The organism is Streptomyces sp. NPDC031426 (genome assembly GCF_055581585.1).
Genome location: NZ_JBVIJE010000021.1, coordinates 66,907 through 88,176, shown reverse-complemented (window position 1 = coordinate 88,176; position 21,270 = coordinate 66,907). Strand labels below are relative to the sequence as shown.

At 71.1% G+C, this 21,270-nt stretch carries 16 protein-coding genes; 7 read left to right on the top strand and 9 right to left on the bottom strand.

The features are described 5' to 3' along the window. Positions 1–3: 3 nt before the first annotated feature. From iolD to iolC, 4 genes are all read right to left on the bottom strand, one after another. Entirely contained in the window at positions 4–1,884 is a 1,881-nt protein-coding gene (gene iolD / locus ACZ5NH_RS32960; protein ID WP_468780477.1) for a 3D-(3,5/4)-trihydroxycyclohexane-1,2-dione acylhydrolase (decyclizing), read from the bottom strand. After that, positions 1,881–2,720, bottom strand: a complete 840-nt coding sequence (gene iolB, locus ACZ5NH_RS32955; protein ID WP_388627671.1) for a 5-deoxy-glucuronate isomerase — start codon at positions 2,718–2,720, stop codon at positions 1,881–1,883. The genes iolD and iolB overlap by 4 nt, the downstream gene beginning before the upstream one ends. Positions 2,721–2,727: 7 nt before the next feature. Next, positions 2,728–3,606, bottom strand: coding sequence for a Cgl0159 family (beta/alpha)8-fold protein (locus ACZ5NH_RS32950; protein ID WP_450984866.1), 879 nt, complete (start codon positions 3,604–3,606; stop codon positions 2,728–2,730). 65 nt (positions 3,607–3,671) lie between these two features. After that, complete coding sequence (gene iolC, locus ACZ5NH_RS32945) at positions 3,672–4,622, bottom strand: 5-dehydro-2-deoxygluconokinase (RefSeq protein ID WP_468780476.1); 951 nt, start codon at positions 4,620–4,622, stop codon at positions 3,672–3,674. A 125-nt stretch (positions 4,623–4,747) separates the two neighbouring features. Here iolC and ACZ5NH_RS32940 point away from each other — a divergent pair, with 125 nt between their 5' ends. The 3 genes from ACZ5NH_RS32940 (at position 4,748) to ACZ5NH_RS32930 (ending at position 7,313) form a co-directional block, all read left to right on the top strand. Further along, on the top strand, positions 4,748–5,665 hold the full coding sequence (locus ACZ5NH_RS32940) for a sugar phosphate isomerase/epimerase family protein (protein WP_468780474.1): 918 nt from the start codon (positions 4,748–4,750) through the stop codon (positions 5,663–5,665). 40 nt (positions 5,666–5,705) lie between these two features. Beyond that, complete coding sequence (locus ACZ5NH_RS32935) at positions 5,706–6,665, top strand: helix-turn-helix domain-containing protein (protein ID WP_468780472.1); 960 nt, start codon at positions 5,706–5,708, stop codon at positions 6,663–6,665. A 453-nt stretch (positions 6,666–7,118) separates the two neighbouring features. Further along, the gene (locus ACZ5NH_RS32930; RefSeq protein WP_388627663.1) at positions 7,119–7,313 is read left to right on the top strand and encodes a helix-turn-helix transcriptional regulator; all 195 of its coding nucleotides are present in this window, start codon (positions 7,119–7,121) and stop codon (positions 7,311–7,313) included. Between the two features lie 30 nt (positions 7,314–7,343). Here ACZ5NH_RS32930 and ACZ5NH_RS32925 read toward each other — a convergent pair whose 3' ends face one another. Both ACZ5NH_RS32925 and ACZ5NH_RS32920 read right to left on the bottom strand, forming a co-directional pair. Beyond that, entirely contained in the window at positions 7,344–8,387 is a 1,044-nt protein-coding gene (locus ACZ5NH_RS32925; RefSeq protein ID WP_468780470.1) for a zinc-dependent alcohol dehydrogenase family protein, read from the bottom strand. A gap of 48 nt (positions 8,388–8,435) precedes the next feature. After that, positions 8,436–10,793, bottom strand: a complete 2,358-nt coding sequence (locus ACZ5NH_RS32920; protein WP_468780468.1) for an MMPL family transporter — start codon at positions 10,791–10,793, stop codon at positions 8,436–8,438. A gap of 161 nt (positions 10,794–10,954) precedes the next feature. Between ACZ5NH_RS32920 and ACZ5NH_RS32915 the strand changes: the two genes are divergently transcribed. From ACZ5NH_RS32915 to ACZ5NH_RS32900, 4 genes are all read left to right on the top strand, one after another. Then, a complete protein-coding gene (locus ACZ5NH_RS32915) occupies positions 10,955–11,599 on the top strand; it encodes a TetR/AcrR family transcriptional regulator (RefSeq protein WP_468780466.1) in 645 nt (214 codons plus the stop codon). Positions 11,600–11,716: 117 nt separating this feature from the next. Then, entirely contained in the window at positions 11,717–12,655 is a 939-nt protein-coding gene (locus ACZ5NH_RS32910; RefSeq protein ID WP_468780464.1) for a PrsW family intramembrane metalloprotease, read from the top strand. 86 nt (positions 12,656–12,741) lie between these two features. Next, positions 12,742–12,981 (top strand): heavy-metal-associated domain-containing protein, encoded by a 240-nt coding sequence (locus ACZ5NH_RS32905; RefSeq protein WP_388627655.1) that lies wholly within the window; start codon positions 12,742–12,744, stop codon positions 12,979–12,981. A gap of 92 nt (positions 12,982–13,073) precedes the next feature. Beyond that, positions 13,074–15,401 (top strand): heavy metal translocating P-type ATPase, encoded by a 2,328-nt coding sequence (locus ACZ5NH_RS32900; protein ID WP_468780462.1) that lies wholly within the window; start codon positions 13,074–13,076, stop codon positions 15,399–15,401. A gap of 1,115 nt (positions 15,402–16,516) precedes the next feature. On the opposite strand, the gene ACZ5NH_RS32895 is transcribed toward ACZ5NH_RS32900, so the two are convergent. From ACZ5NH_RS32895 to ACZ5NH_RS32885, 3 genes are all read right to left on the bottom strand, one after another. Next, entirely contained in the window at positions 16,517–17,806 is a 1,290-nt protein-coding gene (locus ACZ5NH_RS32895; RefSeq protein ID WP_208900767.1) for a citrate synthase, read from the bottom strand. Between the two features lie 240 nt (positions 17,807–18,046). After that, a complete protein-coding gene (gene recD2 / locus ACZ5NH_RS32890) occupies positions 18,047–20,305 on the bottom strand; it encodes an SF1B family DNA helicase RecD2 (protein ID WP_468780459.1) in 2,259 nt (752 codons plus the stop codon). Positions 20,306–20,490: 185 nt separating this feature from the next. Further along, a complete protein-coding gene (locus ACZ5NH_RS32885) occupies positions 20,491–21,219 on the bottom strand; it encodes a dienelactone hydrolase family protein (protein WP_468780457.1) in 729 nt (242 codons plus the stop codon). Between the last annotated feature and the right edge of the window lie 51 nt (positions 21,220–21,270).

Below are 21,270 nucleotides of genomic sequence, written 5' to 3'. Positions count from 1 at the left end.
TTATTACAGATGGCGGCGTCGGGTCGAGACGTGCCGTTCGTACAGCTCTCGTGCCTTGACCGCGGACGGTCGGGTCGCGGTCTCGGCCACAGGAACATCCCACCAGGCCTGCGCCGGAGGCGCGCCCGACACAGTGTCGGACGTTTCGGTCTCCACGTAGACACATGTGGGAGTGTCGGCGGCGCGCGCCTCGGCGAGCGCCTCGCGCAGCTCCCGTACGGTCTTCGCGCGCAGTACCCGCATGCCCAGGCTGGCCGCGTTGGCGGCGAGGTCGACCGGCAGCGGGGCGCCCGTGAACGTCCCGTCCCCGGCCTGGAACCGGTAGGCGGTGCCGAACCGCTCGCCGCCCACCGACTCCGAGAGCCCGCCGATGGACGCGTACCCGTGGTTCTGCACCAGCAGGATCTTGATCGCGACGCCCTCCTGCACGGCCGTCACGATCTCGGTCGGCATCATCAGATACGTGCCGTCGCCGACCAGCGCCCACACGTTCCGCTCCGGCGCGGCGAGCTTCACGCCGAGCGCGGCCGGGATCTCGTAGCCCATGCAGGAGTAGCCGTACTCCAGGTGGTACTGGTCCACCGACCGCGCCCGCCACAGCTTGTGCAGATCGCCGGGGAGCGAGCCGGCCGCGTTGATGATGATGTCGGACTCGTCCACCAGGGCGTCCAGGGCCCCGATGACCTGTGGCTGGGTGGGTCGCATGTCCGGCTCGTCGGCCTCGAAGCAGGCGTCGACGCGCTGCTCCCAGCGCTCCTTGTCCTCGGTGTACTCGGTGACGTACGACTGCGCCACCTTGTGCCCGTGCATCACCAGCGCCTCGGTCAGCTCGCCCAGGCCGCTGCGGGCGTCGGCGACCAGCGGGAGTCCGGACAGCTTGTGGCCGTCGTACGGCGCGATGTTGAGGTTGAGGAAGCGGACGTCCGGGTTCTCGAAGAGGGTGCCGGAGGCGGTGGTGAAGTCGGTGTAGCGGGTGCCGACGCCGATCACCAGGTCCGCGGTGCGGGCCAGTTCGTCGGCGGTCGCGGTGCCGGTGTGGCCGACCCCGCCGACGTCCTGCGGATGGTCGTGGCGCAGGGAGCCCTTGCCGGCCTGGGTGGAGGCGACCGGGATGCGGGTGGCCGCCGCGAACTCGGCGAGGGCCAGCTCGGCGCGGCTGTGGTGGACTCCGCCGCCCGCGATCACCAGCGGCCGGCGTGCCTCCCGGACCGCCCGGACCGCCTCGGCCAGCTCGGTCGGGTCCGCGCCCGGCCGGCGTACCGTCCACACGCGCGTCGAGAAGAACTCCTCCGGCCAGTCGAAGGCCTCCGCCTGCACGTCCTGCGGCAGGGCGAGGGTGACCGCGCCGGTCTCCACCGGGTCGGTGAGGACCCGCATGGCCTGCAGGGCGCTCGGGATCAGGGCCTCCGGGCGGGAGATGCGGTCGAAGTACTTCGACACCGGGCGCAGGGCGTCGTTGACCGACACATCGCCGGCGTACGGCACCTCCAGCTGCTGCAGGACCGGGTCGGCGGGGCGGGTGGCGAAGACGTCACCGGGCAGGAGCAGGACCGGCAGGTGGTTGACGGTCGCGAGGGCGGCACCGGTGACCAGGTTGGTGGCGCCGGGGCCGATCGAGGTCGTCACCGCGTGCGTGGACAGCCGGTTCGACTGGCGGGCGTAGCCGACGGCCGCGTGCACCATGGACTGCTCGTTGCGGCCCTGGTGGTACGGCATGACGTCGGCGTACTCGATCAGCGCCTGCCCGAGCCCCGCGACATTGCCGTGCCCGAAGATGCCCCAGGTGGCGCCGATCAGCCGCCGCCGTGCGCCGTCGCGTTCGGTGTACTGGGCGGCGAGGAAACGGACCAGCGCCTGGGCGACGGTCAGCCGGGTCGTCGTCATCGGTAGCCCCCTGTGCTCTCTACGTGATCGGGGTGGAAGCAGATCCGCCACTCCCGGGTCTCGCCCGGGCCCGCCATGACGTTCAGGTAGTACATGTCATGCCCGGGCTGCGCGATGGACGGCCCGTGCCAGCCGTCGGGGACGAGGACGGCGTCGCCGGAGCGGACCTCGGCGAGCACGTCCGCGCCGCCCGCACGCGAGGGGAACACGCGCTGGTAGCCGAGGCCCTTCGGGCCGTCGATCTCGAAGTAGTAGATCTCCTCCAGCTCGGACTCCTCGCCCGGCCGGTGCTCGTCGTGCTTGTGCGGCGGGTACGACGACCAGTTGCCGCCCGGGGTGATCACCTCTACGGCGATCAGCTTGTCGCAGTCGAAGGAGTCCGCCGAGGCGAAGTTGCGCACCCGGCGGGCGCAGGAGCCGCTGCCGCGCTCCTCGACGGGGACCTCCGGCGCGGGGCCGTAGCGGGCGGGGAGTCGTCGCTCGCACTTCGCTCCTGCCAGGGCGAAGCGGCCTCCCGCGCCGGAGGCGATCTGGACCCGGGCGTCCCGGGGAACATACGCGAAGTCGGAGACGTCCGCGAACACGCTCTCCCGGCCCAGGAGTTGGAACTCTTCCTTGTCGTTCGATGCGGTCGCAATTTGTACGGTACATCCGCCTTCCAGCGGAAGCACGATCCACTCACTGTCCCCGGTGGTGAACGTATGTGTGCCACCCGGCGCCAACTCGACCACGCGCAGGCTGCTGTGCGTCCAGCCGGCCAACTTGGGGTCGATGTCGACGGCGTACTGGGCGTTCGCGGTGGCGCCCCTGGGCAGATGCAGATCGGTGCTGGTCATGCGGCCCTCACAGCAGTCCTACGGCGGTGTCCACGGCGGCGGCCACATCGCCGTCCGCCGGGTACAGCAGCGAGCGGCCGACCACCAGGCCGCGCACGGTGGGGAGTTGCAGCGCGCCGCGCCACTTCTCGTAGGCGGCGACCTGGTCCTCGGGCGAGTCGCCGATGTCGCCGCCGAGGAGGACGGCCGGCAGGGTGGAGGTCTCCATCACCCGGGCCATGTCGTCGGGATTCTCGGTGACCGGCACCTTCAGCCAGGTGTAGGCGGAGGAGCCGCCGAGACCGGAGGCGATGGCGATGGACCGGGTGACCGCCTCGGCGGACAGGTCGTTCTTCACCCTGCCCTCGGGGGTGCGGCGGCTGATGAACGGCTCCACGAAGACCGGCAGCCGGCGCGCGGCCATGTCGTCGACGGCGCGGGCGGTGGACTCCAGGGTGGTCAGGGAGCCGGGGTCGTCGTAGTCGATGCGCAGCAGCAGCTTGCCCGCGTCGAAGCCGAGCCGCTGGATGTCCTCGGGGCGGTGACCGGTGAACCGGTCGTCCAGTTCGAAGCTGGCCCCCTGCAGTCCGCCCCGGTTCATGGAGCCCATGACCACCTTGTGGTCGAGCGCGCCGAGCAGCAGCAGGTCGTCCAGGATGTCCGCGGTGGCGAGGACGCCGTCGACACCGGGCCGGCTCAGTGCCAGGCACAGCCGTTCCAGCAGGTCGGCGCGGTTGGCCATGGCGAGCTTGCGGTCACCGACGCCGAGCGCGCCCCGGGCGGGGTGGTCGGCGGCGACGATCATCAGTTTGCCGTTCTCGTTCAGGAGCGGCCTGCGGGCCCGGCGGGTGGCGGCCTCGGCGATCGCCTCGGGGTGGTGGGTGCGGACGCGGACGAGTTCGGCCACGTCGACACGGGGCCTGCGTCCGGCGTCCCCGCCCTCGGTGTGGGTGCCCGCGACCCGGCCGGCCCTCACAGCACCGCTCCGGCGTCGAGCGCGGCGGCCACCTCGTCCGGGGTGGGCATCGCGGAGGAGCACTCCAGGCGGGAGGCGACGATGGCGCCGGCCGCGTTGGCGTGCCGCATGATCGTCTCCAGGTCCCAGCCCTCCAGGAGTCCGTGGCACAGGGAGCCGCCGAAGGCGTCCCCGGCGCCGAGACCGTTGAGGACGTTGACGGGCAGGGGCGGGACCTCGGCGGACTCGCCGTCGCGGCTGACGGCCAGGACCCCCTTGGGCCCCTGCTTGACGACGGCGATCTCGACCCCGGCGTCGAGCAGCGCGCGGGCGGCCGCATGCGGTTCGCGTACGCCGGTGGCCACCTCCACCTCGTCCAGGTTGCCGACGGCGACCGTGGTGTGGCGCAGGGCCTCGGCGTAGAAGGGGCGGGCCGCGTCGGGGTCGGTCCAGAACATGGGCCGCCAGTCGAGATCGAAGACGGTGGTGCCCGCCTTCGCCCGGTGGGCGAGGGCCGCGAGGGTGGCCGTACGGCTGGGCTCCTCGCTCAGGCCGGTGCCGGTCATCCAGAAGATACGGGCGGCACGGATGGCGTCGAGATCGAGTTCATGGGCGTCGATCTCCAGGTCGGGCGCCTTGGGCTGCCGGTAGAAGTAGAGCGGGAAGTCGTCCGGGGGGAAGACCTCGCAGAAGGTGACCGGGGTCGGCAGGCCCGGGACCGGGGAGACCCAGCGGTCGTCGACGCCGAAGCCGCGCAGCGCCTCGTGCAGATAGACGCCGAACGGGTCGTCGCCCGTGCGGGTGATCACGGCGGTGTGCCGGCCGAGCCGGGCCGCGGCGACCGCGACGTTCGTCGCCGACCCGCCGAGGAACTTGCCGAAGGACGACACCTGGGCGAGCGGGACGCCGGTCTGCAGTGGGTAGAGGTCCACTCCGATCCGCCCCATGGTGATCAGGTCGTAGGCCATCGGCTTCCCTTCGTCATGACTCTCCCCGGCTTTCTAGTCCCGTACGGCGAACCCTGTCAATGTTTTGTCCAGACATTCGGACCAGCTCTTGACACCGCTTTCCGCGCGCCCGCACGCTGACGCCCATGACGTCGCTGTCACCCTCCTCCTCACTGTCCCGTATCCGGATCGGATCGGCGCCCGACTCCTGGGGCGTGTGGTTCCCCGACGACCCGCGCCAGGTGCCCTGGCAGCGCTTCCTCGACGAGGTGGCCGACTCCGGCTACGAGTGGATCGAGCTGGGCCCCTACGGCTATCTCCCCAGCGACCCCGCGGTGCTCGCGGAGGAGACCGCGCGGCGTGGCCTGAAGGTGTCGGCCGGCACCGTCTTCACGGGCCTGCATCACGGGGAGTCCGTGTGGGACAAGACGTGGGCGCACGTGTCGGACATCGCGGCCCTCACCCAGGCGATGGGTGCCCGGCATCTCGTCGTCATCCCGTCCTTCTGGCGGGACGACAAGACGGGCGAGGTGCTGGAGCCGGATACGCTGACCGCCGAGCAGTGGCGGAACCTGACCTCGCTGACCGAGCGGCTGGGGCGGGAGGTGCGAGAGCGGTACGGGCTGACGATCGTCGTCCATCCGCATGCCGACACCCATATCGACAGCGAGGAGAACGTCAGCCGTTTCCTCGACGGTACGGACTCCGACCTGGTGTCGCTGTGCCTGGACACCGGGCACTACGCGTACTGCGGCGGGGACAGCGTGCGGCTGATCGAGACGTACGGCGAGCGGATCGGGTATCTGCACCTCAAGCAGGTGGATCCGGGGATCCTGGCGGACGTACGGGCCGAGGGGACGCCGTTCGGGCCGGCGGTGGCTCGGGGCGTGATGTGCGAACCACCGTGCGGGGTGCCGGAGTTGGGGCCCGTGCTGGAGGCCGCGCAGCGGCTGGGGGTGGATCTGTTCGCGATCGTCGAGCAGGACATGTATCCGTGTGCGCCGGATGCGCCGCTGCCCATCGCCCGGCGGACTCGGGCGTTTCTCCGGTCTTGCGGGGTGTAGGGGCGGCTGTCGACCAGGGGTTGCGGTTGCCGCCCGTAGCATGGGCGGCGTGTCCTGGGAGACCGTGCCTGCCCGGCCGCATCCGGCATTGCGGCCCGGTGTGATCACTTATCGCGGTGTGCGGGTGCACCTCGACGGGCCGCGCCGCCGGCTGGAGGCGCCGATCGGGGCGGCCACGTTGCTGCTGGGTTTCGAGCAGCCGGTGCGCATCTCCCGTGCCGGGCAGCCCCCCGTGTCCCTGGTGTCCGTGGTCAACGGGCTGACCACCGTCCCGGCCCTCGGCGAGCACGGAGGCCGGATCTGCGGCATCGAGGTGCTGCTGGAACCCTGGGCCGCGTTCGGCCTGTTCGGAACGGAGCAGTACGAACTCGCCAACCGGTCGATCGGCCCGGACCAACTGGACTCGGTCCTCGGCCAACTGGCGGGCGCCCTCGCCGCGTTGCCCACCTGGGCGGAACGGTTCGCCTTGCTCGACCGGGTGTTGCTGGAGCGGTTCCGTGCCGGTGTGCCCGTCTCCGAGCGGGTGGTGCACGCCTGGTCACTGCTGCGGCGGCACTCCGGCGTGCTTCCGGTGCCCCGGCTGGCCGAGGAGGTGGGCTGGAGCGTACGGCATCTGGAGAACCGCTTCCGGGAACAGATCGGTCTGCCTCCGAAGGCCGCGGCCCGGGTGCTGCGGCTGCAGCGGGCGCGGCGGCTGCTGGCCGCGGGACACGGGCAGGCGGAGACCGCGGCGGTGTGCGGGTACTACGACCAGGCGCACTTCGGCGGCGAGTTCAAGGCCATGACGGGCTGCACTCCCGGGGAGTTCCTGGCGGCCCGCAGGCTGCCGGCGGCGAGCGCCGTGAACGACCGGCTGGCGGGCGAGGCCACCAGCCTGCTGCTCACCTCCGGGCGGGGTGCGCTTTTTTCCAAGACCCGCGCGGGCAGCACCGGGCACGCTGATCGCCCGGCCATCAGGCTCCCGGGGGAAGCGGGGGCCTCCGGCGGCCAGGGGGACTGATCCGGGAGGACGCCCCCGCGGGGGAAGCGGCCGCCGACGGGCGCGCGGGGAAGCCGACGGGCGCGGGGAAGCCGGCGGGCGCGGGGAAGCCGGCGGGCCGGGTCTGACGCAGCGGACCCGGCCCGCCCTCGCGACCTGGTGCCACCGGCCCCGGACCGCCTGGTTCGTTGCCCTGGATCGGCCTGGTCCGCCACCTCGGATCGGCGCGAAAATCAACGTGCCGCGCCGACGCCCGGGCGTACGCCTTTGCGTCGGCCGTGTCACAAAAACCCCTTCTGTGTCACACATGTTGCGCGTACGCGGATTCTGCGTCACATGGTGTCGACAGACGCTTCCCCCTGGTCACTCTGCGTCGTTCACCGGTCGCAGGCTTGGTGATCGCCAGCGCAGCGCCCGGCTCCCCCGACGGCCGTCCACGGTCGCCGCTGTGGCGCGCGCAGGGAGGTGCAACTCATGACCGACCGAAGGCTCTGGTCCTACAAGGAGATCGCGGCGCACATCAGGGTGCAGCCGGACACCGTACGGTCCTATCGCAAGCACGGACTGCTGCCCCCGCCCGACCATGTGGAGGGCGGCAAGCCCTACTGGTACGCCGAAACCGTCCGCGCCTGGGTCGCCTCCCGGCCGGGCAACCGCAGCCGCAAGTGACCTCCCCGTGAGTCGACCGGTAGGCCGCTCTCAGCGCCACGGCTCGATGACCGTGACCCCGGCCCCCGGTGCCGTACCCATCGCCGCGAGTGCCGCCGGTGCGGCGTCGAGGGTGATGGTGGACGTCACCAGGAGGTCGGGGCGCAGGGCGCCGGAGCGGACCAGGCGGAGCATCTCGGGGTAGGTGTGGGCGGCCATGCCGTGGCTGCCGAGGAGTTCGAGCTCCAGGGCGATGGCACGGGCCAGCGGGACGGGGGTGGTGCCGTCGGCCGAGGGCAGCAGCCCGACCTGGACGTGCCGGCCGCGGCGGCGCAGGCCGTTCACGGAGTCCGCGCAGGTGGCGGGTGAGCCGAGGGCGTCCAGGGAGAGATGGGCGCCGCCGCCCGTCAGCTCCCGGACGGCGGCGGCCGTGTCCGGCGTGCCGGTCGCGTCCAGGCACTGCGCGGCGCCGAACTTCCGTGCGAGGTCGAGCGCCTGGGGTGACACGTCGACGGCGATCACGCGCGCCCCGGCCGCCGCCGCGATCATCACCGCCGACAGCCCGACCCCGCCGCAGCCATGCACCGCGACCCACTCCCCCGCCGCCACCCGGCCCTGCTGCACCACCGCGCGGAAGGCGGTGGCGAAACGGCAGCCGAGCGCGGCGGCGGTGGTGTACGCCATGTCGTCCGGGATCTCGACCAGGTTGACGTCGGCGTGGTCGAGGGTGACGTACTCGGCGAAGGAGCCCCAGTGGTGGAAGCCCGGCTGGGTCTGGCGTTCGCACACCTGCTGGTCGCCCGCCGCACAGGCCGGGCAGGCGCCGCAGGCGCAGACGAACGGCGCGGTGACCCGGTCGCCGGTCCGCCACCCGGTCACCCGGGAGCCCACCGACGCGACGACGCCGGCGAGTTCGTGCCCGGGTACGTGCGGCAGCGTGATGTCGGCGTCGTGGCCCATCCAGCCGTGCCAGTCGCTTCGGCAGAGGCCGGTCGCTTCGACCCGTACGACGACGGCGTGCTCGGCGGGTTCCGGGTCGGGTACGTCTCGTACTTCGGCCGGCTCGCCGTACCGCTCGAATACCACCGCGCGCATCTTTGCCTCACCTTCCGGCCACGTCAGGCCACCGTTTCCTGCGGAACGCTAGCGCTCGGTGGTAGCTGCCGTTTGGCGGCTGCGGGCCGTCTGTGGCTGGTCGGGCCCCGCGGCAGAGCCGCATGTCGAAACAGCCCCGCGCCCCGTCGGGGGCGCTGGATGCTCGCCCTCGCTCACGCCGAACCGTTCGTGGAAGCGCCGCAACGGCGCCGGTGCCCACCACGTGGCCCTGCCCGTCAGCCGCATGATCGCCGGCACCAGCAGGCTCCGGACGACCATCGCGTCCATCAGGACCGCGAGGGCGATGCCCAGGCCGAGCATCTTGGTGTTGGTCACCCGTGAGGTGCCGATGGCGACCATCACCACCGCGAGGATGACCGCCGCCGCGGTGATCAGCCCGCCGGTGCGCTGGAGTCCGTGCCGCACCGCCGCGTCATGGTCGCCCGTGCGGTCGTACTCCTCCTTGATGCGGGAGAGCAGGAACACGCCGTAGTCCATGGAGAGCCCGAAGGCCACGCAGAACATCAGCACGGGCAGGGTGGTCTCGATGGAGCCGGAGCTGGTGAAGCCCAGTGCGCCGGAGAGGTGGCCGTCCTGGAAGACCCAGACCACGGCACCGAACATCGCGGTCAGACTGAGCGCGTTGAGCACCACGGCCTGCACGGGTATCAGCACGCTTCCGGTGAGCAGGAAGACCAGGAGGAGCGTGACGACGGCGATGAACACGGCCGCCCAGGGCAGGCGCTGGGCTATCGCGTGCTTGGTGTCGACGAGGACGGCGGCCGTGCCGGTCACCTTGGCGTCGAACGGCGCGTGCAGTGCACGTATGTCGCCCACCAGGCGCTGGGCCGGGTCGTCGACCGCCTCGCCCCTCGGCTGCACCGTGAAGTAGGCGGCATCGCCCCTGACCAGCGGGCCGTCGACGCGGGCCACCTCGGGCAGGGCGGCCACCTGCTGCTTGTAGGCGGCGTACTGGGCGGTGGTGGCCCTGCCCTCGGCGAGGACCTCCAGACCGCCGCCGGGGCTGCCCGGGAAGCCCGCGCGGATGTGCTCCTGCACCACATGGGACTCGGCGGTCGAGGGCAGTTGGCGGTCGTCGGCGGTGCCGAACTTCACGCCCAGGAAGGGCAGTCCGAGGGTGACCAGGAGGACGGTGGTGCCCAGCGCGAAGAGAGGGGCGCGGCGCATCACCAGGCCGGCGGCCCGGGCCCAAGCGGTCCCGGTGGTCGCCGTGGTCCCGGTGGTCCCCTCGGCGGGCTTCGGGGCGCGTCGGCGGCGGAACAGGCGCCGCAGGTCCAGGGAGTTGACACGGTGGCCGAGCAGGACCAGCGCGGCCGGGAGCAGGATCAGGGCGGCGGCCGCGGCGAGCAGGACCACGGCGATGCCGGCGTAGGCGAAGGACCGCAGGAAGTACTGCGGGAAGACCATCATCGCGGCCAGGGACACCGCCACCGTGAGGGCGGAGAACAGGACCGTGCGGCCTGCGGTGCGCAGGGTCGTACCGACCGCCGTCAACGGGGTGGCGCCCGAGGACAGTTCCTCGCGGAAGCGGCGGACGATGAACAGGGCGTAGTCGATGGCCAGGCCGAGGCCGAGGGCCGTGGTGAGGTTGAGCGCGAAGACGGAGACGTCGGTGAAGGCCGTCAGACCGCGCAGGACGGCGTTGGTGCCGAGGATGGCGACTATGCCGATGCCGAGCGGCAGCAGGGCGGCGATCGCGCTGCCGAAGACCATCACCAGCAGCACCAGCGTGATCGGCAGGGCGATCATCTCTGCGCGGGCCAGGTCCTCCTTGATGATCGTCTGCATCTCGTGCCGGACCGCGACGACACCGCCGATCCTCACCTGGACCGGGCCGTGCGCGCCCCGGTAGTGCGGGGCGATGCGGTCGAGCGTTCTGCCCATCGCGTTGTCGTCGCCGGTGATGCGGGCGGCGATCAGCGCCTCATGGCCGTCCTTGGCGCGCAGAGCCGGTGACCTGCTCTGCCAGTAGGAGCCGACGCCGGTCACGCCCTTCTCCCCCGCCAGCCGGCCGGCCAGGTCGCGGGCCTCGGCGGCGACCTGCGGATCGTCGACGGAGGCTCGGCCCGAGTCGACCATGAGCAGCAGGTTCGGCTGGGAGTCGGGGAACTCGCGCTCCAGGGCCTTGGTGGCGTACGTCGACTCGGCGGCCGGGTCCTCCCAGCCGCCGCTGCCGAGACGGTCCGCGACGCCGCTGCCGGCCAGCACGGCGAGGGCGGTGAGCACCAGGGCCACCAGGAGTGACAGGCGTGGGCGGGCAGTGACGATGCGGGTGTAGCGGCCGGGCCGGAGCGGTGTCCGCTCAGGCGTCCCCTCCGGCGCGCCTTCCGATGTCCCCTCGGACGCCCCCTCGCCCGTCCGCGGCGGCGTGTTGACTTCGGTCATCTTGCGGTGTCCCCTTCACCGTGACCCATGTCTGTGCAGGCAGGCAGCATGAGTCGGTCATTGCCAATAGACTGACAAACACGAGATATCGCTCGCGTTTCTCTAGAATGCGAGCGACCACTCGCATTTGTCAATCACGTTCGGAGAGCTGGGGATAACGCGTGCCCGACAACCCGCAGACACAGAAGGAGCAGCCGCGTCGCCGGCAGGCCCGCGGGGAGCGCCGTATCGCCCAGCTGCTCGAAGCGGCCGCTCGGGTCTTCTGCACCACCGGCTACACCGCCGCCAGCACCAACGCCATCGCGCGCGAGGCCGGCGTCTCACCGGGCACGCTCTACCAGTTCTTCCCGAACAAGGAGGCCATCGCGATCGAGCTGGGCGACCGGCTCGTGCACGAGATGCGGGAGACCTACGGCGAGGCGCTGGCCCCCGTCGACCCCGCCACCCCGCTGGAGGAGGCCATCGGTTCCGCCATCGACCGGTTCATGGCCTTCAACACCGAGCACCCGGTGTTCTTCGCACTGATGCACGGCCCCGACATCCCGGGCCGGATGGCCGAGACGCACGACCAGCTGCACTCCACGCTGACCGGCCGGATCGAGGACCTGCTCGCCTCCCTCATGCCCGGCGCCACCCCGGCCGACGTCACCCGCAGGGCGCACATCTGCCTCGGCATCTACAAGTCCGGCCTGGAGCTGGTCCTCGCCCACGAGGGCCCCGAGCGCGCGGCCTACCTCCAGGAGATCAAGAACGTCCTGGTCCGCTACCTGGAACCGCTGGTGGGCGACCGTCTCGGCCGCGGGTGATCCGGCAGGCCCAGGCGCAGGCCCCCCGTGCCCCCACCGCTCCACCCGGACTGCGGCCCCCGGCGCATCTGCCTAGAGTGCGGATAGATCGCCCAGCCGCTGTCCGAGGGGATCCCCGTGAGTCACTCCCCGCCTCCCGGCACACCCAAGGCCCGCATTCCCGGCCCCCAGCAGCCGCCACCGCCGTACCCCCGCATCAGCGCGGGCCTGTGGCGGCGCTTCGCGGGCGGCGGGCTCGCCCTGTGGGCGCTGATCGCGTGGGTCGCGTACGAGACGCGGAACGGCACGCTGCTGCCGACGCTGATCCTGCTCGGCAGCTTTCTCGTGCCGGTCGCCTTCACGCTGTGGGCGTACGAGCGGCACGGCCGTGACCTGGGCGTCAGCGCGATCCTCGGCTCTTTCCTGGCCGGCGGGACCCTCGGCGTGCTCGGCGCCTCGCTGTCGGACTCGCATGTGCTGTACCCCTCGCCGGGGATGTTCACCGGCGTCGGTCTGATCGAGGAGGCCGCCAAGCTCGCGGCGCTGGTGTTCGTGCTGCGCCGGCAGCCGGCCATCCGCGGCCTGCGCGCCGGACTGGTGCTCGGCGCGGCCGTCGGCTTCGGCTTCGCCGCGCTGGAGAGCGCCGGGTACGCCTTCAACGCGGCCGTCTCCGCCGAGGGCACCGATCTGCGCGCCCTGTTGGAGACGGAGACCCTGCGCGGGCTGCTCGCCCCCTTCGGGCACGGGCTGTGGACCGCGATCGCCGGTGGCGTACTGCTGTCCCGGCGCCGCCTGAGCGGACACTTCCGCGTCTCCGCCCCGGTCGTCGGCACCTGCCTGGGCGTGACCCTGCTGCATGTGCTGTGGGACTCCACGCGCGGCATCGCGGTCTGGGTGGTGGCGCGGCTGACCGGCAGCGGACCGGAGAGCCGGTTGTTCGCGCCGGGGTACCTCGTCCGGCCGAGCGCCGAGCAGGAACACCTGTTCACCCTGTTCTCGGTCGGCGGGCTGGCCTTGGTGGCTCTGGCCGGGGTCGGCTGGGTGCGGTCGCTGGCGCGCCGGGGCCCCTCTTGGTGAGGTACCCCCTAGGGGTATAGTGTGGAGAGCGTGGGGTTCCCTCGCGGGCCCCACCGGCCCCAGCTGCCTCGACGAGGAGTAACGACATGACCGCCCACACCGACACCCCCGGCTCCGTCACCACCGTCTACAAGGTGACCGGCATGAGCTGCGGCCACTGCGAGGGCTCCGTCTCCGGCGAGATCTCCCAGCTCCCCGGCGTCAGCTCGGTGAAGGCCGTCGCGTCCACCGGCGAGGTGACCGTGGTCTCCGAGAACCCGCTGGATGACGAGGCCGTGCGCGCCGCCGTGGACGAGGCCGGCTTCGAGCTCGCCGGCCGGGCCTGAACACCCCCGCGTTCTTCCCATTCCCCGACCGGGCCGTGCCGACCAGCTGATACTGCCTCCGCACGGTCCGGTCCGATGTCTGGAGTCCGGACATGACCAGCACCACCGCAGAGACAGCCATAACCACGGCTGGGACCTCCGAAGCAGAGCTGCTCATCGGCGGAATGACCTGCGCCTCCTGCGCCGCCCGGGTGGAGAAGAAGCTCAACCGGATGGAGGGCGTCAGCGCCACCGTCAACTTCGCCACCGAGAAGGCGAAGATCACGTACGGCGCGGGCGTCCAGGTCGCCGACCTGATCGCCACCGTGAAGCGGACCGGCTACACCGCCGAGGAGCCCACGCCGCCGGCGCCCGAGCCCGAGGCGGCCCCCGAGACCCCCGGGCAGGACCCCGAACTCGGCGTGCTGCGGCACCGCCTGCTCGTCTCCGCGCTGCTCGCCGCGCCCGTGGTGCTGCTCGCGATGATCCCGGCGCTGCAGTTCGACAACTGGCAGTGGCTCTCCCTCACGCTCGCCGCGCCGGTCGTCGTCTGGGGCGGATGGCCCTTCCACCGGGCCGCCTGGACCAACCTCCGGCACGGCGCCGCCACCATGGACACCCTGGTCTCGGTCGGCACCCTGGCCGCGTTCGGCTGGTCGCTGTGGGCGCTGTTCTTCGGTGACGCGGGCGTGCCCGGCATGCACGACGAGTTCCGCCTCACCCCCGGAGCGGTGGCGACTGATGTCACAGGACGCATGGACGGCGCCTCCACCATCTATCTGGAGGTCGCCGCCGGAGTCGTCGCGCTGATCCTGCTCGGACGCTATCTGGAGGCCCGCTCCAAGCGGCGCGCGGGCGCGGCCCTGCGGGCCCTGATGGAGCTCGGCGCCAAGGACGTGGCCGTACTGCGGGACGGCCGTGAGGTGCGGGTCCCGGTGTCGTCCCTGGCTGTGGGCGACCGGTTCGTCGTACGCCCCGGCGAGAAGATCGCCACCGACGGCACGGTGGTGGAGGGCGTGTCCGCGGTGGACGCGGCCATGCTGACCGGCGAGTCGGTGCCGGTCGACGTCGGCCCGGGCGACCGGGTCACCGGCGCCACGGTCAACGCGGGCGGGCGGCTCGTCGTCGAGGCGACCCGGGTCGGCGCCGACACCCAGCTCGCCCGGATGGCGAAGCTGGTGGAGGACGCACAGAACGGCAAGGCCGAGGTGCAGCGGCTCGCCGACCGCATCTCCGCGGTGTTCGTGCCCGTCGTCATCCTCATCGCGCTCGGCACCTTCGGCGTCTGGCTCGGCGTCACCGGGGACACGGTCGCCGCGTTCACCGCCGCCGTCGCCGTGCTGATCATCGCCTGCCCCTGCGCGCTGGGCCTCGCCACACCGACCGCGCTGATGGTCGGCACCGGGCGCGGCGCCCAGCTCGGCATCCTCATCAAGGGCCCCGAGGTGCTGGAGTCCACCCGCCGCGTCGACACGGTCGTCCTCGACAAGACCGGGACCGTCACCACCGGCCGGATGACCCTCCAGGCGGTGTACGTCGCCGACGGCGAGGACGAGAAGGAGCTGCTGCGGCTCGCCGGCGCCCTGGAGCACGCCTCCGAGCACCCGGTCGCCCGCGCGATCGCGGCCGGCGCGGAGGAACGGTTGACAGGGGCGAGCGCACAGCGCTCTCCGGCAAGGGTGGTGGTGGGTGACGGGCGGGAACCGTCCGCGGTCGAGAACTTCGAGAACGTTCCCGGGCGGGGCGTGCGCGGGTGCGTGGACGGCCGTGCGGTGGCCGTGGGGCGCCTGTACGACGAGCTGCCCCAGGAGTTGGCCCGCGCGGCACGCGAGGCCGAGCTGGCGGGTCGTACGGCCGTCGTGGCCGGCTGGGACGGGCGGGCCCGCGGGGTGCTCGCCGTCGCCGACGCGATCAAGGAGACCAGCGCCGAGGCGGTACGCGAACTGCGTGCACTGGGCCTGCGGCCGGTGCTGCTCACCGGGGACAACCGCACGGTCGCCGAGGCCGTCGCCAAGAGCGTCGGCATCGACTCCGGGGACGTGTTCGCCGAGGTCCTTCCCGAGGACAAGGTGGACGTCGTACGACGGCTGCAGCGCGAGGGGCGGGCCGTGGCGATGGTCGGCGACGGCGTGAACGACGCGGCCGCGCTGGCCACCGCCGACCTGGGCCTCGCCATGGGCACCGGCACGGATGCGGCGATCGAGGCCGGCGATCTGACCCTCGTCCGGGGCGATCTGCTGGTCGCGGCCGACGCGATCCGGCTGTCCCGGCGGACGCTGGCCACCATCAAGGGGAACCTGGTGTGGGCCTTCGGCTACAACGTGGCCGCGCTGCCGCTGGCCGCGGCGGGGCTGCTCAATCCGATGATCGCCGGTGCCGCGATGGCCTTCTCCTCGGTCTTCGTGGTGACCAACAGCCTGCGGCTGCGGCGCTTCCGCTGAAGTCCCGTGGGGTTACCGGCGGTTCGCCCCAGCGGAAGTAAGAGACCCTCTAGAGTCCGGCGCGAGCCTCACATAAGCTCTTCACAAGGCTCGCGCATCATCCTTACGCTTGGGCTCCGATCGTCGTATCGGGGCTCTTGCGCACCTAAGGGACATATGCAAGAGACGCAGATCACAGTGATGCGAACGTAACCATCGAAGGGGTTCGAAGGTCTAAGTTGGCGATGTCAGCACAGCGTCTTGGGGGGCGCTGACTGGCATCTGGGGATGTCTTGGGGGACTTCCTCAGAGATGCGTTGCCGGGGCACGTGCGCCGGGAAGCTTTGAGCGGCCCTCCCAGCGTGCGTTGTCCCGGCAGATCGCAGTGCATCACTGGAGCAGGACGAGTTTTGCTCATTCTGCTCGAAGACAGCGATTCAGGCGCTGTCCTCTCCGAGCGCCCGGCCGGATCCCGTGGGGGGAATCCGCACCGGGACATGGGAAGGCGCCCTGGTCGTCGGCCCGTGGGGGGACCGGCGTCTCAGGGCGCCTTCTGCTTTTCGCTCGTCTGTACGACTTTTCGTTTGTCTCTACGACTTCCTCGGCGACGAGTCCGTCAAGCGCCAGGGAAGCGCACCGCGCCCCGGGCGCCCGGAGGAAACGAAATCGGCGCCGCCCCTCGACCGACACGACGTCGAGCTCGACCGCGCGCGTGGCCCTGCTGCCGAGCTGGACGGCATCCCCGTGGGGCGACTACCTGGACGCCGACGCCCGGACGCCGACTGCCCGGATGCCGTCTGCCTCGGAGCCGTCGGGCGAACCGGACCGCCAGCCGAACCGGACCCCGGCTGCCCGATGTCCCGGCTGCCCGGATCCTGGCCGCCCCGGAGCCACCAGCCGAACCGAACCCACCGACCTGAACCAGACCCATCAGCGAACCGGATCCCCAGCGGCCCCGGAGCCGTCAGCCGAATCGGACCCGCCGGCTGGACCGGACCCGCCGGCCGAACCGGCCCCCCGACCGAACCGGACCCCGGCCATACCGAACACGCCACCCGGGGACCCGGCCGGTAGCGCCGTCGGCGGAAAGCCGGCAGCAAGGGGCACCACCGGGATGGCGCCCCCGTCGGCAGGTGTCAGCGCTCCTCGACCGGCACGAAGTCGCGCAGCTCCACGCCCGTGTAGATCTGGCGCGGGCGGCCGATGCGGGAGCCCGGCTCCTTGATCATCTCGGTCCACTGCGCGATCCAGCCCGGCAGGCGGCCGAGGGCGAAGAGGACCGTGAACATCTCGGTCGGGAAGCCCATGGCCCGGTAGATCAGACCGGTGTAGAAGTCCACGTTCGGGTACAGCTTGCGCTCGACGAAGTAGTCGTCGGACAGCGCGTGCTCCTCCAGCTTCAGGGCGATGTCGAGGAGCTCGTCCTCCTTGCCCAGCGCCGAGAGCACATCGTGCGCGGCGGCCTTGATGATCTTGGCGCGCGGGTCGAAGTTCTTGTAGACCCGGTGGCCGAAGCCCATCAGACGGACGCCGTCCTCCTTGTTCTTCACCTTGCGGATGAAGGTGTCGACGTCGGAGCCGGAGTCGCGGATGCCCTCCAGCATCTCCAGCACGGACTGGTTGGCACCGCCGTGCAGCGGGCCCCACAGCGCGCTGATGCCCGCCGAGATCGACGCGAACATGTTGGCCTGCGAGGAACCGACCAGGCGGACCGTCGAGGTCGAGCAGTTCTGCTCGTGGTCGGCGTGCAGGATCAGCAGCTTGTCCAGCGCGGCGACGACGACCGGGTCCAGCTCGAACTCCTGCGCCGGGACCGAGAAGGTCATGCGCAGGAAGTTCTCGACGTAGCCGAGGTCGTTGCGCGGGTAGACGAACGGGTGGCCGATCGACTTCTTGTAGGCGTACGCCGCGATCGTCGGAAGCTTCGCGAGCAGCCGGATCGTGGAGAGGTCGCGCTGCTTCTCGTCGAACGGGTTGTGGCTGTCCTGGTAGAAGGTGGACAGCGCCGAGACGACCGAGGACAGCATCGCCATCGGGTGGGCGTCGCGCGGGAAGCCCTTGTAGAAGTTCTTGACGTCCTCGTGCAGCAGGGTGTGCCGCGTGATGTCGTTCTTGAACGTCGAGAGCTCGTCGACGGTGGGCAGCTCGCCGTTGATCAGCAGGTACGCCACCTCGAGGAAGGTGGAGCGCTCGGCCAGCTGCTCGATGGGGTAGCCGCGGTAGCGGAGGATGCCCGCCTCGCCGTCGAGGTAGGTGACCGCGGATTTATAGGCGGCCGTGTTGCCGTAGCCGCTGTCCAGAGTCACCAGACCGGTCTGGGCGCGGAGCTTCCCGATGTCGAAGCCCTTGTCGCCGACGGTGCTGTCGACCACCGGGTAGGTGTACTCGCCGTCGCCGTACCGCAGTACTACAGAGTTGTCGCTCACGTCTTCCCTCACCGACGTAGTGCCTCATCTTCGAGGTGCCCTGACTGTCTCTACCATCCCCCATTTGGCTCAGGAGAGTGCACTCGGGGTCGACCATTGGGCCTATTGGCGGCACTCAGTGCCGCCAACCTGCTCATCCTGCCCCCTCCGAACGGCATCTGGAAGTGCTCTGTGACCTTCACGACTCATTTGATCGATCATTTTTTGTGATGCAGGTCGCTGCGCCTGCTCGGCGGCAGGTCAGGAGCCGTGCAGCCGGAAATCCAGTGCCGTGCACCGCCGGCCCGCGGACACCGTGCGCACCGCCTGTCCGATCGCCTTGCGTGAACCGACGAGAACGACCAGTCGCTTGGCCCGTGTCACCGCCGTGTACAGCAGGTTCCGCTGCAGCATCATCCATGCCCCGGTCGTGACGGGAATCACCACAGCGGGATATTCACTTCCCTGCGAACGGTGGATGGTGACCGCGTACGCGTGCGCCAGTTCGTCCAGTTCATCGAATTCGTACGGAACCTCCTCGTCCTCGTCCGTCAGCACCGTGAGCCGCTGGTCGACCGGATCGAGCGAGGTGACGACACCCACGGTGCCGTTGAAGACACCGTTCTTCCCTTTCTCGTAATTGTTGCGAATCTGGGTGACCTTGTCGCCGACCCGGAAGACCCGGCCGCCGAACCGCTTCTCGGGCAGGTCGGGCCGGCCGGGGGTGATGGCCTGCTGAAGCAGGCCGTTCAGCACCCCCGCACCGGCCGGCCCCCGGTGCATCGGCGCGAGCACCTGCACATCCCGGCGCGGATCGAGCCCGAACTTGGCCGGAATCCGACGAGCTGCCACGTCCACGGTGAGCCGGCCGGCCTCCTCCGTGTCGTCCTCCACGAAGAGGAAGAAGTCCTTCATCCCGTCGGTGAGCGGATGCTGCCCCGCGTTGATCCGGTGCGCGTTGGTGACGACCCCGGACTGCTGGGCCTGCCGGAAGACCCGGGTGAGCCGGACGGCCGGGATGGGGCCGCTCTCGGCGAGCAGGTCGCGCAGCACCTCCCCGGCGCCGACGCTGGGCAGCTGGTCGACGTCGCCGACGAAGAGCAGATGGGCGCCGGGCGGTACGGCCTTGACCAGCTTGTTGGCGAGCAGGAGGTCGAGCATGGACGCCTCGTCGACGACGACGAGATCGGCATCGAGCGGCCGGTCCCGGTCATAGGCGGCATCCCCGCCGGGCTTGAGCTCCAGCAGCCGGTGGACGGTGGAGGCCTCGGCCCCGGTCAGCTCGGACAGGCGCTTGGCGGCACGTCCGGTGGGGGCGGCGAGCAGCACCTTGGCGCGCCTGGCGCGGGCCAGCTCCACGATCGAGCGGACGGTGAAGGACTTGCCGCAGCCGGGCCCGCCGGTGAGCACCGCGACCTTCTCGGTGAGCGCGAGCTTGACGGCGGCTTCCTGCTCCGGGGCGAGATCGGCGCCGGTACGGCCTTTCAGCCAGCCGAGGGCATTGCCCCAGTCGACCCCTTGGAAGCCGGGCATGCGGTCCTGGTCCGTGCGCAGGAGGCGCAGGAGCTGGGAGGAGAGGGAGAGTTCGGCGCGATGGAAGGGGACGAGATAGACGGCGGTGACGGGTTCGGAGTCGTCGCCGCCGGGGCCGGGCACCTTCTCCCGTACGACACCGGGGTCGCCGCCGTCCTGAGGGGGTTCGGCCAGCTCGGCGAGGCACTCGATGACAAGCCCGGTGTCCACGGCGAGCAGCTTCACCGCGTCGGAGATCAGCCGCTCCTCGGGAAGGAAGCAGTGGCCCTGGTCGGCGGACTGGGACAGGGCGTACTGCAGCCCGGCCTTCACCCTCTCCGGGCTGTCGTGCGGGATACCGACGGACTGGGCGATCTTGTCGGCGGTGAGGAAGCCGATGCCCCAGACGTCGGCGGCCAGGCGGTAGGGGTGTTCCCTGACGATTCGGATCGACGAGTCGCCGTACTTCTTGAAGATCCGTACGGCGATGGAGGTGGAGACCTCGACCGTCTGCAGGAAGAGCATGACCTCCTTGATCGCCTTCTGCTCCTCCCAGGCGTCGGCGATCTTCTTGGTGCGCTTGGGGCCGAGGCCGGGGACCTCGATGAGCCGCTTGGGCTCCTCCTCGATGATCCGGAGCGTGTCCAGCCCGAAGTGCTGGGTGATCCGGTCGGCGAAGACCGGTCCGATCCCTTTGACGAGGCCGGACCCGAGATAACGCCGGATGCCCTGGACGGTGGCGGGCAGGACGGTCGTGTAGTTCTCCACATGGAACTGCTTGCCGTACTGGGGGTGCGAGCCCCAGCGGCCCTCCATCCGCAGGGATTCCCCGACCTGGGCACCGAGCAGCGCACCGACCACCGTGAGGAGGTCGCCGCCGCCTCTGCCCGTGTCGACCCGGGCGACCGTGTAGCCGTTCTCCTCATTGGCGTACGTGATGCGTTCAAGCACGCCTTCCAGCGTCGCGAGCCGCCGTTCGCCGGTCTGGGTCCCCGCCTGTTGAGCCATGATCCGACGGTACCGGTGGGGTGTGACAGGGGGGTGGGGGGTGAGCCGCCTGGAGTCGTCTGCCACGGAAAGTGGAGGTGTGGTGTCGCGTCAGGCCGTGGTCGGCCGCCGCGTGGGCGCCGGGTGCGCCGGCCGGGACGAGGTGAGTCGGTCCGGCCGGCGCGTCGGGGGTGCGGTGGTGTCGGTCAGTTCAGGTGTCGGGCGAAGAACTGCAGGGCGCTGTCCACTTCGAAGGACGGGACGTCTCCGTGCTTGCCGGGGTTCGCGTGCAGTGTCTTCTCCGGCGCGGCGAAGGCGTCGAACAGCGCCAGGCTCTGGTCGCGCGGCACCATCTGGTCGTCCCACTGGACCAGGAACTGCACCGGCACGGTGATCCGCGCGGCGTCCTCGGCCAGCCCGTGCACACCGAGCAGGCCCAGCACCGCGGCGCGGATCCGGGGCTCTGCCGCGATGAGCGGGATGCCGAGGCCGCAGCCCATCGACATGCCGCAGTAGCCCACCGGGCCGGCGCCGACCTGGTCGAGGCTCTGGACGGCGGTCAGCACCGCCTGCCAGTCCGCGACCGCCTGGCGGGCCAGGTGGCTGTGCATGGTGGCGACCAGTGCGCCCGGGTCCTCGCCCGCGGCCATGCCGGCCCGCATGTGGGCCGCTATGCGGCCGAACTCCTCGTCCTTGGGTCGGTCGCCGTGGTTGGGCGCGTCGATCGCGACCACCGCGAAGCCCTCGGCGGCGTAACGGCGCGCGCGGGTCACGGTGTTGGGCGCCGCCTTGTGCTGCCCGCCGCCGTGGCCCAGCAGGATCAGGGGGCGGGGGCCGGAGGCGTCCTCCGGCGTCCAGAGCACGCCGGGGATCTCGTCGAGGGTGAAGAACTGCTCGGTGACGCCGTTCGACGACGTCTCGGAGATGAAGCGCATCAGCGTTTCGGGCCTTTCGGGATGCCTTGTGCGGGCGCTCCCTAGGCCATG